The organism is Mycoplasmoides pirum ATCC 25960 (genome assembly GCF_000685905.1).
GTDB lineage: Bacteria > Bacillota_I > Bacilli_A > Mycoplasmatales > Mycoplasmoidaceae > Mycoplasmoides > Mycoplasmoides pirum.
Genome location: NZ_JMKZ01000001.1, coordinates 483,088 through 498,790, shown reverse-complemented (window position 1 = coordinate 498,790; position 15,703 = coordinate 483,088). Strand labels below are relative to the sequence as shown.

The following is a 15,703-nucleotide window of genomic DNA, read 5'->3' as shown; positions in this document are numbered from 1 at the left end:
ATTTATCATTAATATATTTTTTTTCTAAAAGTTAAAATTACTTTAAAAACAAAATTAAAATTTGGTGAATTAGCATTTTTGAAAACAATATAAGAATCATTTAAATATTTCATTTGTTTTTCAATTAGAAGTATTAAATCATCATATTTATTAGTATCATCATTTTGATTCAACACTTCTAATTTTGTTGTAAATAAATCAATGAAATTAAAATTTATTAAATTATTTAAACATTTTTCAATAGCTTCAATTTCTAATGTGTTGTTTATTGAATTGTTAATATAAATATTAATTAATTGATTTGTATATTCTTTTGATTTATTTTGAAACATCATTTCATTTTCAAAATAATACTTTTTATCAAAATTTTTAGAAGCTATTTCCTGACTAAAATTAATAATTTCATTAAATATTGAAATCAATTCTGTCGATTCATTAATAGGTGCTTTTTTAATTTGTTTATTGTTAATTAATGTTTCTAAAATGTTTTGATTTCTCACTATTCAAAAAAAACAAATTAATGCTAATAAGTTTGTAAAAATAGATTGGTTTTTAAAAACTTTATATTTTTTTTTGAAATTTAACTCATAATTAACTAAATTTTTCTTTACTTTTTTAACATGAGTAGCTAATGGCTTTATATTAATTTTTATTTTTTTCATTGTTTATAGAACCTATTTTTTCTATTTCTTCTTTAAAAATATTTAATAAACCTTTAACTTTAGCATAATCCATTCTTGTAGGTCCGACAACTGAAATTTGATGTTTTGCGCCTTCTGAATCATTAAAAACTGTTGATGCAACCGAAACGCCTTCGAATCCTATTTGATCCCCAAAAGTTATAGTTGTTTTTCCGGTATTTTGATGATTATAAGCAATCTGTTCTCATATCGAAGTATTTTCAAGCAAATCAATAATTTTTATTAATTTGTCACGATCTAAAAATTCACCATTTTTAATTAAATTTTTAGTTCCATATATATCACTTGTACATCTTGTATTAAAATCAAATATTTTATTAACAATTTCTTGAATAATATATTCGTATTCAATTACCATTTTTTTAATAATTTTGCGCAAACTATCTAATTTTGATTCAATTTCAGAAAATTTAGTATCTATTAAACGATCATTAAAAACTTTTACACATGTAGCAACATCATCATATTGTTTTTGATCATTAAACTTAATAGTTTTTTTAACAATATTTCCTGATGAAGAAACTACTAAAACAAGGGCTAAATTACTATTCAATCTAATTAAATCAATTCTACATAATCTATCATCACTTTTTATATGAGTTACAATAGAAGGAAGTTTTGTTATTTCATTTATAAAATTAACAGACATTTCGATTACTTCATCAATTGATTTAGAACGAGAATTTAAAATTTTTCGTAAGCGATGTCTAATATCAAAGTCATCTGTAGTTTCTAACAAATTTTCTTCATAATATCTATATCCTTCAAGAGAAGGCATTCTTCCTGATGAAGTATGCATTTTTTCAACTAAATTCATTTTTTCTAAAAAATACATTTCATTGCGTATTGTTGCACTAGATAAATCTTTAAAATATTTTTTAATTAAATTCTTACTACTAACAGGTGTAGCTGTTGCAGTATATTCATCTACAATTATTTTTAATAATTTATTTTGTCTTTTGGATAATTTCATTGTTATTTTTAAAGAAATTTTGTTTTTTAATATATAAATATATTAATAATCATTTTATATATTAAAAATTAATTTGTACATTTTAATTATATAAGTATATTAATTAAGTTATAGCAAAATGAATGACACATTAAAAAATAAATTAAAAAATGCTCCAAAAACATTTGGATGTTATATTTGAAAAAACAAATATAATGAAATTATATATGTAGGCAAAGCAAAAAATATTTTCAAAAGAACTCATCAATATTTTTTAAGACCAAATGATAATAAAACAGCTAAATTAGTTCAAGAAATAAGTGATGTTGATTTTATTGTTGTAAAAAATGAAAATGAAGCTTTAATTTTAGAATCCAATTTAATAAAAAAATACAAACCTAAATATAATATTTTATTAAAAAATAATAATGGATATCCATATTTTTTAGTAACTAATGAATCTAAACCAAGATTTTTATATGTTCATAATTATGATCCTAAAAAAGGAAAATATTATGGTCCATTTGCTAATTCAAACATGAAAGCATATGAAATATATAATTTATTATTAAAACTTTTTCCTTTGCGCAAATGTAATTCAGTTAAAAATAAAAAATGTTTTTATTATGATTTGAATATGTGTATGGGTGCATGTTTGAATGAAGATACAAAAGAAAAATATGATTTAGTTAAAGCTAAAATTGATAATTTCTTTACTAAAGGTAATAATGAAATAATTAATGAATTAAAGAAAAAAGAATTAGATGCTGTTAAAAGATTGGATTTTGAACAAGCTAATAATTATTTAGATTTACAAAAAGCTATTAAATTATTTTCAGAAAATCAAATTATTAATTTAAATTCAAAAAATAATATTGATGTTGTTGGATTCGCAATTAAAGAAAATTATATTTCAATTATTATTTTTTCTTATTTAAATGGCAAATTGTTAAACAAAAATTTGTTAATATCCAAATATGTAGGTGATATTGATGATGAAGTTGCTAGTTATTTATACCAATATTATTCTGTTAATCTAAAGCCATCAAAATTATATGTGTCACTAAATCAACAAACAATAAATTTACTAAAAAAGAATTTAAATATAACAATTTTTAATCCAGGAAAAGGAAAAATACAAGAAATATTAGAAACTGCTATAAAAAATGCTAATTTAGAACTTAATTTTAAGTTAAATTCTTTAATTCTAAAAGAAAATAGAAATATATTAGCAAACCAAGAGTTAGCTGAAAAACTTAATATTAAAGAATTAAATAGAATTGAAATTTTTGATAATTCAAATATTTTTAACGTTGATAAAGTTGCTGCTATGGTTGTATATGAAAATGGAATTCCTAACAAAAAAGAATATCGCAAATACAAAATTCAAAATCTTAAAGCTAAAAGTGATTATGAATACATGTATGAAATTATTTACCGAAGATTTTTAAGACTTTTGAAAGAAAAGAAAAAATTTCCTGATTTGATTGTAGTTGATGGTGGAAAAATTCAAATTAATGCAGCATTAAAAGCTTTAAAAGAATTGTTCATTGCTGACAAAATAAATCTTATAGGTTTAGTAAAAGATAATAAACATAAAACAGATTATATACAATTATCAAATAATACAAAAATTCATTTAGATAAAAAATCAAATCTCTATTTTTATTTATTTAATATGCAAGAAGAAGTTCATAAATTTGCCATAACTTATTTTAGAAAAACAAATCAAAAATCAGCAATTTCTTCAATATTAGACAACATTAAAAATTTAGGTAAAATAAGAAAAGAAAAATTATTATCTATTTTTGGTAATATAACTAATATTAAAAATGCAACAATAGAAGAATTAATGCAGATTATTCCCAAAAATGTTGCAATTGAAATTCAAAATAAATTAAAAAATGAAGTGTTAAAAAATGATTAAAGTTTTATGTATTTCAGATACTCACGGTCGCAATCAACGTTGAATTGAATTAATTAACAAAATAAAACCTAATATTGTTCTTCATTGCGGTGATCATTGCACTGAAGAAGAAATTATGAATAAATATGCTGATTTTTGAGTTGCTGGTAATAATGATTATATCGGCAATGAAATTGAGTTATTTAAATTAGAAAATGTTAAATTTATTTTGTTTCACGGTCATCAAGCAGCAAGATTTAATTTAAAAAAATGAAAACAAAATTTGGTTGATATTGCAAAAAAGCATAATGTTGATGCTATGATTTATGGCCATTCACATATTCAAGATATTGATAGTGTTGATGGCATTGTAACAATTAATCCTGGTTCACTAGAATTGCCTAGAAATGCTGAATTATTACCCACTTATGCAACATTTGAAGTTGTTGATAATAAAATTCAAAATATTAAGATTGAATTTTACGATTTTAATTAACAAGGATCTTTAATATAAATTGGTTCTAATTCTGAAACATTACTAATTTCTTGAAAATTATTTAAGTTATTAATTAAACACTCAACAATATCTACATTTTCATAGTTTTTATATAAAGGTAAATCTGGATTATCTTTGCAAATGATTTCAAACTTTTCATTTGTAATCAATTCAACTTTTCCAATGTTATTTTTATATAAAGCATAATATTCTTTATCACCGCGTGCGTCAATAACGCTAATTCCATTTTCATGTGGAACTTGTAATCTTAAAGAATTTATTACATATAATTTACAATTTTCATTTAATGTACATCAAGTTTTTCCAATTATACATCCTATTCTAACACCCGTAAAACTTCCGGGCCCGATTGTTAAATAAAATTTTTCAATTTGATGAGCTTTAATATGATTATTGTTTAAAAATTCATTTAAATATTCAATAGATATATCAGTTAAATTATTATTTGTAGGAATTGAAAAAAAATTAATTACCTTATTTAATTTATCCAATAATATTAGATTTAATTTGTTAAAACAACAATCAAAAAATAATTTGTATTTTTTCATAATAATTTCTTTTTAATTATTCTATATATTCTATATCATTTATTGATTTATCAATACTTAAATTTAATTCTTTTAGTTTTTTATTAAATTCTTGATCTAAATTACATTCAAAAAACAACTTTTTATTTAAAGTAGGATGAATAAATTCTAATTGATATGCATGTAAATATTGATTATATTCATTATTTAAATTTTGACCTTTTATTCCATATAAAGGATCATTTAAAATTCAATGTTCTATGAAACTCATGTGAACTCTAATTTGATGAGTTCTTCCTGTTAATAATTCACACTTAATTAAAGCATAACGATTTGTTTGATCTAAAACATAAAATTTTGTAATTGATTTTTTAGGATTTTTTGCGTTAATAACTGTAAATTTTATTGAATCACTACCATTTATTCTGCCAATTGGAGCATCTATTGTTCCCATTAATTCATTAAATGGATAATTTACTATAGCTAAATAAAATCTTTTCATTTCTCTTGATTTTATTTGTTCTTGAAGATTTGACAATGCTTTAAAATTTTTAGCTGCAATAATTAAGCCTGTTGTGTTTTTATCCAAACGATGAACCATATAAATATGATTATTTTCTTTTTTACTACTAAATTTATTTAAATGATTTATAAGTGCATTAACTAAAGTAGTTTCGTTGTTGTGGGTAGTTGGATGCGTAATTAAATTTTTTGGTTTGTTGATAATAATTAAATCTTCATCTTCATAAACAACATCTAATTTTAAATTATAAGGTTTTAATTCATTAGTTGTTGATTGAAAAATATTTGAATTAAATTTTGCTTCTACTAAATCATTAACTTTTAATGGAATATTATTTTTTAAGATTATTTTATTATTTATTTTAACACATGAATTAAGTATTAAAAATGAGACCTTAGTACGTGATAAATTTAAATGTTTTGATAAAAAAACATCTAATCTTTTTTCATTAGCTAATACTTCAAATTTATAAGAATTTTCCATAAATTAATTATTTTTTTATTTTATCTTCAAATGTTTCTTTTTTTGCTTCATTTATTTTTTTATGTTCTTTATGTTCTTTTTTTCATTCAATTATTGTTCTAATAATTAAAGTAATAAATAAAGCTATAAAACCACAAATAATAGATGAATCTGCAAAATTAAAAATTGCACCACCAAATCAAAATTGAAAATAATCCAAAACAACATTAGATACAGAATTTGAGTATGGAATTAAATAAGATGTTGCTCGATCTAAAATATTACCTAAGGAACCTGCAATAATCATTGCTAAGGGAATTAAAATATCAATTTTTTTATTAAATATAAAACCTATAAAAACTAATACCATTATAAAACTTTGTAAAAAATATACTAAAGCTACTGAATCTTGCAATTGTCCAAAACCGATTCCGGAATTAGTTATTACATTAATATTAATAAAACCTGTATTTTCAATTATTCCTTTATTAACAAACAAATAAAAACGATTTCTTAACCCAAAAATTATTCCTAAAATTAAACATAATGAAATTAAAAAAATAATAATTTTGATTAAAATTATTTTTTTAGTGTTGTTAGTTAAAAAAAATTCTTTAATTTTTGTTAATAAAAATTTTGTTTTTAAAGTGTGTTTTTTTATCATATGCTTAAAAATTATAAATTAAAAACACAATTCCCAAAAAATAAAAAAATTGTAAAAAACAACATTTGATTTTTTGCGAAAAATTAAAATTTATTTTCTTTTAACATCTTTTTTAGTTTTAATTCGACGAATTTGATCCAAACAATGATCAACTACTTTATTAATCGCTGTTAAAACATCTGGAGCTTTGTGCTCAGATCTAATTGTATGAGATTTGATTATATTAACATTTAAACGAACAGAAAATTCATTTTCTCTAGAGTAATAAACTATTTCAGCTTTTATAGATTCTTTATCAACATTTTTAAATCGATAAATTTTAGACAATTTAGATTCAAAGTATTCTTTTACTGATGGTGAAGATTTTGTATCTTTTCATCTAATTGAAAACATAAAAAATTATTTTCCTTTTTTATTGTAGTATATACTTTTTGCTACTTCAGTTGCATCAGATTTTGAAGCTAAAGTTTGCACAACTTGTAATGCAAAATCAAAAACATGACCTGCTGACATAGCAGTAATAAAATTTTGACTTACAACAATTGGTTCTTTTGAATAATTATCTTTAATTTTTTTAGCATCTTCTGGAAAACAAGCAACTTTTGCTGAACCTAAAAGTTTTAATTCTGAAAAAACAATCGGTGAAGAACAAATTCCTAATAGTCATTTTTTTGTTTCATTAAATTTGTTTAGATGTTCTATCAATTTTGGTTCTAACAAAAATTTTTCATAACCTTTTCCGCCGGGTAAAAAAATTGCATTATATTGCTTTAGATTAGTCTTATCAATAGTTTGTGTACATTTAATTGAGACACCTCTTTGTAATAAAACGCTATTTTTTTTCTCAATCGAAATCAAATCAACAACAAAATGACTACGACGTCAAATATCAACAGGAACAATTAATTCCATATCTTCAATTCCTGTTGCCACCATTGCAGCAATTCTAATTTGCTTTTTTAATGGTTTAGCTTTAACATTGTTTTTTGATTTATTTTCCATAATTGTTAATCTTCCTTGTTAACTACGATTTTTTCTTATCATTATCTGTTTTTTTATCATCATCATTTTTTTTATCAGATTTTTTAGCATCAGGATTTAAAAAATCTTTAAAATTGTTCATCATTTTTTTGTAAAAATCTTCACTACCAATATCTTCTGGATTAAAAATTCCTTCTAATTTTTCTTTTAGTTCATTAATGAAATCTCCACTCATGTTTTCCATTGCTTTAGAACTTTGTATATAGTTCTTTAAAACTAATACTATAAATTGTTCAACACTTGTGTTTTCTGGTAATTGATTTAGTTTAATAATTTTATTTAAACTTTCTTCTAAAGATTTTTTTACTTCTTCATCAATTTCAATTTCAATTTTTATTTTCTTAGAGTTATTTGACATATTGTTTTAAAACTTTTAAATTGTTAATAGTTGATTTAATTGTAATACTTATTAGTCACTAAAAACAATTTTTTACTTATTATTTTGATGATTAATTTGTTGTGTTTTGTTTTGAACTTGTTGTTGATTTTGATTAATTTGTTTTTGTTGTTGATGTTGAATATGTTGCTGATGATGTTGTTGATTAATTTGCTGTGTTTTGTTTTGCATGCTCATTTGTTGTTGATTTTGATTAATTTGTTGTTGTAATTTTACTTGTTGTGTTTTGTTTTGAACTTGTTGCTGTGTATTTGCATTTGCTGGAGCTAAAGAACCATCACTTACAGATACAGCAGCATGTCTAATGACTTTGTCATGCATAACATAACCTGATTTTTTAACTTCAACAACAGCATTTTTTGCTAAGTTAGATTTAACTTGCTCAATAGCACTCATTTTTTGTTCATTAAATGGTTCGCCTGGGTTAATAACCATTTGTTTAATATTTAATTGTTCTAATCATTTAATAAATTGATCTAAGGCCATTTTAAAACCTGAAACATAATTTTTAACCGCGGGATCTTTAATGGCTAAATTTATTGCTATTTCTAAAACATCAACTACATTAATTGCACCTGCTGCTGCTTTTTCCATAGCAAATTTTTTAGCATCTTCTATTTCTTGAGATTTTCTCGCATCCATTTCAGCAATTTTTTCTGAAATTTCTTTACTAGCTTTTTCTTCTAAATCTTTAACTTTTTTTAAAATTTCATCATTTGTTTTTGAACTATTGGTAGATACTTCTTCAAGTTTAATTTTGTGAATTTCTACTAATTCATTAATTAAATTGTCAATTTTATTTGAAATAGATTTAATTTTTGAACTTGAATTATTTTCAAAAAATTCTTTAAATTCTTCGATCTTTGTTTCAAAACTCGGTGTTAAAATTTCAGAAAGTTCATCTTTTTTTTCAACTTCTGTAGTTTCAATTTGTTCTTGTTGTTCTTGTTCTTTGTTCATCATAATTAACTCCTAATCATTTCTACTTTTTATTTTTTTTAACTTTAATGTCTTTCAAATCATCCATATCATCTTCTTCTTTTTCAAAAATTAAATCATTTTCAATAACAATTGCTCGTGAAGAAGGCAATTCATCAAATTTAATTTTATTTAAATTATTAAAATCACGTTTATGTTTATTTTCAGATTCCCAAACAATTTGCAATTCTGATGCTAATGATTTAATATATTTATTAACATTTTCATTTTGATGCAACGAAATATCAACTAATTTAGTTTCTTTATCCAACTTAGTTACATTTGCATATTTAACTTTAATGATTAAATCGCCGGCATTTTCTTTTTTGTTAGTGTCCATATTTATATGTTCTGGCAATCCATAACCATTGACTAAAATTACATCATTATTCATTAAGCCACTTTTAATTTTTAATTTAACTATATCATTTAATGTAGGTATTAAAATATAACCACCAACAGCTGAAACTAAAGGATCTATTAAAGCCACTGTAACAACATCATTGTTTTGTGTTTTAAAGAATTTACTTTCAACAATTTCATAAATTATTTTTAAATCACCTTTAATCAAGGCGTTATGGATATGACCAAATCCGGGATAAACATTTTCGAATTTTAATTTATTAGTTATTGGTAAACTTAGATCTAAATTGATTAATTCTTTGCAATATGTTTTACCCTTACATTGAGAACATGGTTTTGCAATTAAACGACCATATCCATTACATGTAGCACAATTTCACATTAAATTAGGTAATTGTTTACAATCAAAACAACGATAAACTGAATCTTTTATTTCAGGATCTCCACCTGAACCATCACATATATTACAAGGTATTTCACGATAGTAATTAATATGTTTTACACTATTATTAAATAACAAAATTTGATCTAATTTTATATGATATTCAATATTTAATTCTTTGCGCTTGTTAATTTGGAATAAAGAAATAGGACCATTAGATTTTTCGGTCGCTTTGGCATTCAAGGCTGCTAAATCAATATCTGGTAAATCAAATTCTTTTTTATCAAAATTAAATTCACTTTTAATTTTAGTTAATAAATTTTCTTCATTTATTACTGTAGTTGTATAAGTACCTATATCCATATTAATCATAGATGTTGGAATAGGTTCTGCTTCTTTCATGTTATTAAACGATGAAGAATCAAAATTTTCAAAATCAAATGATTCTTCAACAATTGTAGTTGGAAACTCATTAGATTGTGATTCTTGTTTACTTAATTCATCTACACTCTTAATTTTGAATGGTAAATCTTCTTTAGCATCTTTATTATTAATTGCACTATCATTAGTTTTATTAGTCGGTTCTTCTACTTTATTTTCATTTGATTTATTATCATCTTCTATTTTTTTCTTATTTAAGAATGATAAATCAAATGTTTTGTTAGAGTCGTCTGTTGATATTGAATTAGAATTATCAGGATTTACTAATTCTTCAACATTTTTTTCTTCTGAATTATTTGAATTATTTTTCTTTTTATTTAAAAATGACAAATCAAATGTTTTACTTGAAGTGAAATTAAACATTGAAGTTGATGAACTATCTTCTTTGGATTCTTGTTCTTTTTTAACTTCTGTTGTTTCTTTAACTTCTTGTTCTTCTTTAGCCTTACGTTCAGCAGCTTCTTTAGCTTCTTGTTCTTCTTTAGCCTTACGTTCAGCAGCTTCTTTAGCTTCTTGCTCTTCTTTAGCCTTACGTTCAGCAGCTTCTTTAGCCTTACGTTCAGCTTCTTCTTTAGCTTCTTGCTCTTCTTTAGCTTTACGTTCAGCTTCTTCTTTAGCTTTTTGTTCTGCTAATTTTTGTTCCTCATTAGGTTCTGGGAATCAATTTTGGTTTTCATCAAAATATCCACTTCATTGTCAATCATTATTAGAATCATAATATCCATAATCAGGGTTGCCAACAAATTTAGTTCAAAATTCTTCAGTTGGTTCTTTATCAACTGAATTTGTTTCAACTTTTTGTTCTGGTTCATCAGCAAATGGATTTCCAAAATCTAAATTATCGTTATTACTTGTTTTATTTATTGAATTATCATTTGACTCATCGTTTGGTTTTGAATCAACTGAAAAATCAAGAACATCATCAATGTTTTCTTCAACAATTCCTTTTTTAGCAAGTTTTTCTTTTCGTTTAGCTTCTTTAGCTGCTTTTTTAGCTGCTTTTTTTTCTTCTTTAGCTTTTCTTCTTTCGCTTTTTTCTAATTCTTCTTGTTGTCTAATATATTCATCTAAATCATCTTCTACAGCAGAAAAACCTTTTTTCTTTTTTTTCTTTTTACTTGTATCAAAATCACTTTCAAAAAAAGTTGTATCATTTCTAATAGTTTCAAAAAAAGATGAAAATGCTTCAGTTGCATCAAATCCACCAGGATCGCCGTCTATACCATCATGTCCGTATTTATCATAATTTGAACGTTTTGTTGGATCATTTAAAACTTCGTAAGCTTCATTGATTTCTTTAAATTTTTCTTCAGCTTCTGGAGTTTTATTACGATCAGGGTGGTATTTTTGAGCTAATTTTCTAAATGCTTTTTTTATTTCACGTTCATCAGCTTCACGATCAACACCAAGAACTTCATAATAATCTTTTTTATTAGACATTTTAATAAACCGCGTTAAATGTTATTTTTAAAAACATAATTTAGAATTTTAAATAGACAAATGATATTCTGAACCAATAATGTTTCATAGTTTGGATAAAATATATCTAAATAATTATACTATATATCACAACCTATTTTTTAATAGTTCTACTTAACTTTTAAATAAATTTAGATCATCATATTCAGTAAAATCATCCATTAAATTATTAGATTTTTTATCAAAATAAGTTTCCATGGAACGATTTAAAATTTTAGACATTTGATCAGTTGTTAATTTCTTTGTCTCAATTAAATCATTGAAATCATCTTCTAATTTATTTGCAGTTTTGCTTCAAGAAGAATTTAATGATGATTTTTCATTTATTCGATTGAATTTTCGACTTAATAAATTATTAGTGTTTTGAATTTTATTAGTTGTAATTTTATTGTCAAAAATACCAACATCTATTTTTTGAGTTAATGGTGAAATATTTGTTGTTAGTACAGTTGGTTCATTATTAAGAGCGATAATATCAAATCCAATCATTGGATTATCAGTTTCAACAATTCCATAAACTATGTTTAAATCTTTGTTCATTGATAATTCTTTTAAAATTGATGTAGTATTTGTGTACAATTGCGTTCCTACTTCTTTATTCGCATAAAATAAAATTAAAGTTGATTTTGCATTTAATATGCTTTGTTCAAAAGCTAATTCATTTAATTTACGATTAATAATGCGATTAATATCTTTAACCTCATTAGAAGTGAAACGTTCTCTAATTGCTAAAAAATAATTAACACTATTTTTACTTGAAAAGAAATTTTTTACATCAGCTAAATCAATATTTTGATATGAAGGTAATAAAATAATATCTGTAATTGATTTAATAGCATTTCCTATTTCTAAATTTGATTTTTTATAAGCATCAAAAATACTATTATTTGATTCTGAATTAAATAAAGCTTTTTCATTACTAATTGTTGTAATTGCATCAACTGATTCTTTTAATTCTTTTAAACCTAATAATGCTTTATTTAGTGCAGTTTTTCCTTCCCCAAGACTTGGCATAGTTGCAAAAGCCAATGTCAAAATATCCATTGATTTAGCAATTTTTCCAATTACAGGACTACCGCCTGTGCCTGTTCCTTTTCCTAATCCTGCAATTAAAATACAAACATCAGCACCTGATAAAATATTACGTATCTCAGATTCAAAATCTTCAGTTGCTAATCGACCACATTCCGGGTCACCACCTGATCCCATTCCTTTTGTAATTTTAGATTCAATTAATACTTTATTAGTTTTAGATTTTAAATGTTGTAGATGTTGAGAATCTGTATTTAATTGATAAAAAGTTACATTTGAAGAAAGGATATTATTATTTGAAATATAATCAACAATATTATTTCCAGCACCACCTATTCCTATAACTTTAATTGATGGTTTTTTAATATCTAAATTAACATCAAAAAATTCACGTGATTCATTAGTGATTTCTTCTTTTGTAAAAAATTGTGTTTTTATTTCATTAGAATTTAAATTGCTTTCTAAACTTAAATCTTTAGTATTTAAATTTTGTTCAATAGTTTTTGTATTATCTTGAAATAATTCGTCAGTTTTTAAACAACTATCGAAAGATTTTGATAAATTAACTTTAATTTTTTCAGTTTGCTCAAAATCAAAATTTGATAAAACTTCTTGCATTTGATTATATTTTTTCATTTTTAGATCCTCTTTTATTTGATAATTTTTTGAACTGTTTTGGTTATATTATTGTTGATAGCCATAGTAGCTAATTTAATTTCAATTTTTTTATCATATGTATTTGAATAATAAGGTTGAACGCACGAATTATCAATTTTATAAATACTATGTTTTCTATAGAATTGAATAATACCTAAAGCTAATGAATAATATTTGTTATCAAGCAACAATAAATTATTATTAGAATAAATTATTTGATTTGGCGGATTTGTAATTTTATAAAGTTTATCTATTAAACTATTTACTAATGGTTTTGATTTACATAAAATTAAAAATTTATTAATCTTTTTAAAAGATATTTCTTTTTCAAGAATTTGAATAATTTCAGATGCATAATTATTAACTAAATTCGTTAAAATTGTTGATTTAACATAATTTGAATCTAAAAAATTATCCCCAATAGAGAAAGCTAAATTAATATTATTTTCAAAAAAAGTATTTAAATTATCATTTAACAAATTTTTAATTTTATGCGAATCAATTAAATTAGTATCAATTTGATTTGCAACATATTTGTAAAATTCATTGTTACTAAAACTAAAGTGTTTTTTATTTTCTAAAATACCATTTTTCAAATATAACAATTGACTGTAATCGTTATAAATTTCTAAAACAATTGATTCTTCATTATTTGTGATAACAGATGCATTTAATGAACATATTGTTGTATTAAGAACTTTGATATTTAAATCATTTATTAAATTGATAAATTGATTAACTAACAAATTATTAGTTGTATAAACATTAATTTTTGCTAAATATCTAGAACCGATTACAATTTCATTTGTTTGAATTTTTTGTTTAGTTTGTTCATCAATTCAACTATATACTTCTCATCATAAAATTTCAGAATTAATATTTTTATTTCAAACATTGATTGCATTATTAATTCTTTCAAAAACTTTTTGAGGACTTTTATATGTAAAAAAATCAGTTTTAATTTGATTAATATTAAACTCTTTAACTATACCATCATCAAAAGATATCAAAACTTTTTCTATTTTAAGTTCAGTATATTTTTGAGCATCATTAATTAATTCATATATAGCATGTTTAAGTTTTTTAATATCTAAAATTTGTTTTTCATCATAAAGCGACTTGTTATCAATCGAAGTACTATATAATAAATTAAAGTTATTATTAGCATTATCACTAACAATTAATTTAATTTCATTTATGTCAATTGATATTCCAACACAAACTGTTTTTAAATTGTACATATTTTAGTCCTTTTAATGATGAATAATTTTGCAGATCTTGAACGATGGTTATTTTTAATTTCTATTTCAGAAGGTTTAATTGGAGATTTTGTAACTTTATTAAATTCTACTAACTCACTATTGTTAATAGGGACACCAGGCAAAATAGGTGGCGTACACAATTCATTAATTTTTTTTAAAACGATTTTTTCTTCTAATGAATGAAATGTAATAATTGCAAGTATTCCATTAATATCTATAAATTTAGGAATTTCATTTAAAAAAATTTTTAAAACATTTAATTCATCATTAACCGCAATGCGTAAAGCTTGAAAATATAATCTAGCTGGATGTTTTTTTTGATGCAACAATTTAATTGGTAAATTTTGTTTTATTAAATTTTCAATTTCTCAAGTCGAAACATTTTTATTGTGATCAACATATTCTTTGATTAATTTTGAAATATGAACAGGATTTTTTATTTCACCATATTTTTTAAAAACATTTATCAAATGTTGCAAATTATTTTTGCGAATATATTCTTCAGCAGTTAAGCCTTTAGATTGATTCATTCTCATATCCAAAGGTCCGTTATTTTGATAACTAAAACCTCGATCAGCTAAATCAAATTGCAAGCTAGATACACCAAGATCTAATAAAGCGCCTTGTATTTTTTTAATGCTTAAATCATTTAAGTGTTTTTTGAAATTAACAAAATTATCATTAATCAAAACTATTTTATTGTCATTTAAATGATTTGCGCATCAATCAATTGCTTGGGGATCTTGATCAAAACCAATTAGTTTACCTTCTTTCAACTTTTTTAAAATTTGAGAAGTGTGTCCGCCATATCCTATTGTAAAATCGCAATATATTCCATTAGGTTGAATATTTAAATAATTAATAACTTCATCTAATAAGACAGGTTTATGAATATTATTGTTCATTTTCAAAATTATTTAAACGTTCAGCTACTTCTTCAAATTTTTCGTCGCTTTCAGATTTGAATTTTTCATATGCTTGTTTATCTCAAATTTCCATTTTTTTACCAGCACCAATGATAACTATGTCTTTTTTAAGATTAGCTTCTTTTAACAAATTAGCTGGAATCAAAATACGATTTGAAGCATCTAATTCAATGTCTGTAGAGTTAGCAAAAATTTGTCTAACAATAATACGACTGTCTTTGTGGGTGTTTGATAATTTGTTTAATGATTGGGCATAATTTTCAAAGTCTTCAGGAGTTCTTACTTCCAAACATCCATCAAAACCTTTGCTAACCACAACAGCAGATGAAATTTTGGATCGTAAACGACTTGGAAGACTTATTCTGTTTTTCGCATCTAAGGAATGTTCGAATGTGCCTAAAAACATTTTGTACCATTTACTCCCACTTTATGACACTTAATATCATACAATAAAAAAAATAAAATTGTTTATTTTATTTAAAAAAATTTTTTT

16 protein-coding genes are annotated in these 15,703 nt (G+C 23.1%); 2 read left to right on the top strand and 14 right to left on the bottom strand.

Translation table 4 applies throughout. The features are described 5' to 3' along the window. Positions 1 to 8: 8 nt before the first annotated feature. Positions 9 to 662 (bottom strand): hypothetical protein, encoded by a 654-nt coding sequence (locus tag T397_RS0102195; RefSeq protein WP_027124037.1) that lies wholly within the window; start codon positions 660 to 662, stop codon positions 9 to 11. Continuing rightward, a complete protein-coding gene (gene hrcA, locus T397_RS04435) occupies positions 643 to 1,674 on the bottom strand; it encodes a heat-inducible transcriptional repressor HrcA (protein ID WP_036448641.1) in 1,032 nt (343 codons plus the stop codon). The genes T397_RS0102195 and hrcA overlap by 20 nt, the downstream gene beginning before the upstream one ends. A 118-nt stretch (positions 1,675 to 1,792) precedes the next feature. Here hrcA and uvrC point away from each other — a divergent pair, with 118 nt between their 5' ends. Next, positions 1,793 to 3,580: an excinuclease ABC subunit UvrC gene (uvrC, locus tag T397_RS0102185; protein ID WP_027124035.1), complete on the top strand. Its 1,788-nt coding sequence runs from the start codon at positions 1,793 to 1,795 to the stop codon at positions 3,578 to 3,580. After that, positions 3,573 to 4,055, top strand: coding sequence for a YfcE family phosphodiesterase (locus T397_RS0102180; RefSeq protein WP_027124034.1), 483 nt, complete (start codon positions 3,573 to 3,575; stop codon positions 4,053 to 4,055). The genes uvrC and T397_RS0102180 overlap by 8 nt, the downstream gene beginning before the upstream one ends. Here the strand turns inward: T397_RS0102180 and tsaB are convergent. The 12 genes from tsaB to mraZ all read right to left on the bottom strand — a co-directional run bounded on the left by tsaB (position 4,052) and on the right by mraZ (position 15,616). After that, positions 4,052 to 4,624 (bottom strand): tRNA (adenosine(37)-N6)-threonylcarbamoyltransferase complex dimerization subunit type 1 TsaB, encoded by a 573-nt coding sequence (gene tsaB, locus T397_RS0102175; protein WP_036448640.1) that lies wholly within the window; start codon positions 4,622 to 4,624, stop codon positions 4,052 to 4,054. The two genes, T397_RS0102180 and tsaB, sit on opposite strands and share 4 nt — an antisense overlap. Positions 4,625 to 4,640: 16 nt before the next feature. After that, entirely contained in the window at positions 4,641 to 5,609 is a 969-nt protein-coding gene (locus tag T397_RS0102170; protein WP_027124032.1) for an RluA family pseudouridine synthase, read from the bottom strand. Positions 5,610 to 5,616: 7 nt separating this feature from the next. Then, positions 5,617 to 6,252: a signal peptidase II gene (locus T397_RS0102165; protein WP_027124031.1), complete on the bottom strand. Its 636-nt coding sequence runs from the start codon at positions 6,250 to 6,252 to the stop codon at positions 5,617 to 5,619. Positions 6,253 to 6,342: 90 nt separating this feature from the next. After that, on the bottom strand, positions 6,343 to 6,645 hold the full coding sequence (locus tag T397_RS0102155) for an HPF/RaiA family ribosome-associated protein (protein ID WP_027124030.1): 303 nt from the start codon (positions 6,643 to 6,645) through the stop codon (positions 6,343 to 6,345). Positions 6,646 to 6,651: 6 nt separating this feature from the next. Then, positions 6,652 to 7,254: a DJ-1/PfpI family protein gene (locus tag T397_RS0102150; protein WP_027124029.1), complete on the bottom strand. Its 603-nt coding sequence runs from the start codon at positions 7,252 to 7,254 to the stop codon at positions 6,652 to 6,654. Between the two features lie 22 nt (positions 7,255 to 7,276). Then, the gene (locus T397_RS0102145) at positions 7,277 to 7,651 is read right to left on the bottom strand and encodes an MPN121 family protein (RefSeq protein ID WP_027124028.1); all 375 of its coding nucleotides are present in this window, start codon (positions 7,649 to 7,651) and stop codon (positions 7,277 to 7,279) included. A 72-nt stretch (positions 7,652 to 7,723) separates the two neighbouring features. After that, positions 7,724 to 8,653 carry a nucleotide exchange factor GrpE gene (gene grpE / locus T397_RS03940; RefSeq protein WP_081794294.1) on the bottom strand — a complete coding sequence of 310 codons (930 nt, stop codon included), beginning with the start codon at positions 8,651 to 8,653 and terminating at the stop codon, positions 7,724 to 7,726. Positions 8,654 to 8,672: 19 nt separating this feature from the next. Then, positions 8,673 to 11,294, bottom strand: a complete 2,622-nt coding sequence (gene topJ / locus T397_RS04355) for a terminal organelle assembly protein TopJ (RefSeq protein ID WP_052663077.1) — start codon at positions 11,292 to 11,294, stop codon at positions 8,673 to 8,675. A gap of 153 nt (positions 11,295 to 11,447) precedes the next feature. Next, complete coding sequence (locus T397_RS04235) at positions 11,448 to 13,001, bottom strand: cell division protein FtsZ (protein ID WP_052663076.1); 1,554 nt, start codon at positions 12,999 to 13,001, stop codon at positions 11,448 to 11,450. A gap of 14 nt (positions 13,002 to 13,015) precedes the next feature. Beyond that, positions 13,016 to 14,263, bottom strand: a complete 1,248-nt coding sequence (locus tag T397_RS0102120; RefSeq protein ID WP_027124027.1) for an MPN316 family protein — start codon at positions 14,261 to 14,263, stop codon at positions 13,016 to 13,018. Next, positions 14,251 to 15,189 (bottom strand): 16S rRNA (cytosine(1402)-N(4))-methyltransferase RsmH, encoded by a 939-nt coding sequence (rsmH, locus tag T397_RS0102115; RefSeq protein WP_027124026.1) that lies wholly within the window; start codon positions 15,187 to 15,189, stop codon positions 14,251 to 14,253. Before rsmH ends, T397_RS0102120 begins: the two co-directional genes overlap by 13 nt. After that, positions 15,179 to 15,616 (bottom strand): division/cell wall cluster transcriptional repressor MraZ, encoded by a 438-nt coding sequence (mraZ, locus tag T397_RS0102110; protein ID WP_027124025.1) that lies wholly within the window; start codon positions 15,614 to 15,616, stop codon positions 15,179 to 15,181. The genes rsmH and mraZ overlap by 11 nt, the downstream gene beginning before the upstream one ends. Between the last annotated feature and the right edge of the window lie 87 nt (positions 15,617 to 15,703).